Here is a 1,714-nt window from a genome sequence, read left to right on the forward strand (position 1 = left end):
GATAATATGTGAGCCAAAAGATTTACGCGCAAATGCTGTTCCGAAAATCGCCAAGTTATCCGCTTCCGTCCCGCCACTGGTCAAAATGATATCCTGATCTTTCGCACCAATGCTATTTGCCAAAAGCTCACGGGCTTGATCCAACTGTTTTCGGGCTTCCCGGCCAGTCGCATGGATACTTGATGGATTGCCATACGACTGTTCCATCGTGTGGACTAATTTCTCAATGACTTGCGGATGTACGGGCGAAGTAGCTGCGTGGTCTAAGTAAATTCTATTCATGTCGAACTCCTTTTTAAAGGTTGTTCAAAAATCGTTTTTTGAACGCACACTTAAATGTAATACATGTATCCGTCATCTGATGACGTGTCACTGAATTTAGCTAAATCTTCAATCGTGGTAGTATCCAGAACGGTTTTTACGGCATCACGAATGCGAAGCCACAATTCTCGTTGAGGAGGAGCTTCATTTTCAATGCCTTCCACCGGTTGAATCGGTCCTTCCAGTACTCGGATGACATCGCCGGCAGAAATTAAATGAGGTGGCTTTGAAAGCATATATCCACCGTGTGCTCCGCGAACACTTTTAACTAGGCCAGAATTACGAAGCGGTGAAACCAATTGTTCTAAATAAGCTTCCGATAATTCATTGTCTGATGCTATTTGACGGAGAGGTACTGGACCTTCTCCAAATTGTTTGGCTAGCTCTATCATAATCGTTAATCCGTATCGACCTTTTGTCGAAATTCTCACGTTATTCACCCCGTATAATCCTTAAAATCATCTACATAGTATATCACATTTCCGACCAACCGCCTGTGAAATGACTTTTCGTCCGGTAACACGTATACTAGAGAACAAATGTACGAATTTAGGAGGTACTCACGATGCAAAACGAACCACTTGCTTATCGAATGAGACCGCAAAAATTGGATGAAATAGCTGGTCAGCAAGATATAATCGGAAAACACACACCTTTATATAAAATGATTGCGAACGGCCATGTCCCTTCAATGTTGTTATACGGTGAGCCGGGAATAGGCAAGACGTCCCTAGCTTATGCCATTGCCGGTACTAGCAATCTTTCTTTCATCGCACTTAATGCGACACGCTCAGGCAAGAAAGATATAGAAGAAGTGGTGGCTGAGTCACGCGTAACAGGAAAAGTTCTGTTATTCCTTGATGAGATCCATCGTTTCAATAAATTACAGCAAGATACTTTGCTCCCCCATGTTGAAAGCGGTGCAATCGTATTGATTGGTGCCACAACGGAAAATCCATTTCATGATGTAAATCCGGCCATCCGTTCCCGTTGCGGTGAAATCAAACAACTTAAACGTTTGACGGCTGAAGACTTATTGGTATTGATACAACGCGCATTACAAGACGACAAACGCGGCCTGGGCCGACAAAAGATTAATATCTCTGAAGAACAGCAAATGAAAATCGCAGAAGCGGCAAATGGTGATGCCCGAAAAGCTTTGACTCTTCTTGAATCTGTCGTTTCCGCGTCTGACGATGAAGATGGCGTGGTTGTAGTAGACGATGCCTTGCTTCAAAATCTCGTCGATCGCATCGGCGTGTTTGGGGATAAAAAAGGGTCTCATTTTTATAATTTGTTATCTGCATTGCAAAAATCCGTGCGCGGAAGTGACGTCAATGCAGCCATGTATTATTTGGCTCATTTACTTGAAAATGGTGATTTGGTAGCAGTC

3 protein-coding genes are annotated in these 1,714 nt (G+C 43.3%); 1 reads left to right on the plus strand and 2 read right to left on the minus strand.

The features are described 5' to 3' along the window. Both AC1DSB_RS18885 and cymR read right to left on the minus strand, forming a co-directional pair. The coding region (locus AC1DSB_RS18885; RefSeq protein WP_477587373.1) for an aminotransferase class V-fold PLP-dependent enzyme at nt 1–282 on the minus strand (282 nt) is incomplete at its 3' end. 50 nt (nt 283–332) lie between these two features. Then, complete coding sequence (gene cymR / locus AC1DSB_RS18890; protein ID WP_036659286.1) at nt 333–752, minus strand: cysteine metabolism transcriptional regulator CymR; 420 nt, start codon at nt 750–752, stop codon at nt 333–335. Nucleotides 753–886: 134 nt separating this feature from the next. Here cymR and AC1DSB_RS18895 point away from each other — a divergent pair. Then, a partial coding sequence (locus AC1DSB_RS18895; protein ID WP_477587374.1) for an AAA family ATPase occupies nt 887–1,714 on the plus strand: 828 nt, incomplete at its 3' end.

This window comes from Paenisporosarcina sp. P4_E4_2 (assembly GCF_056401595.1).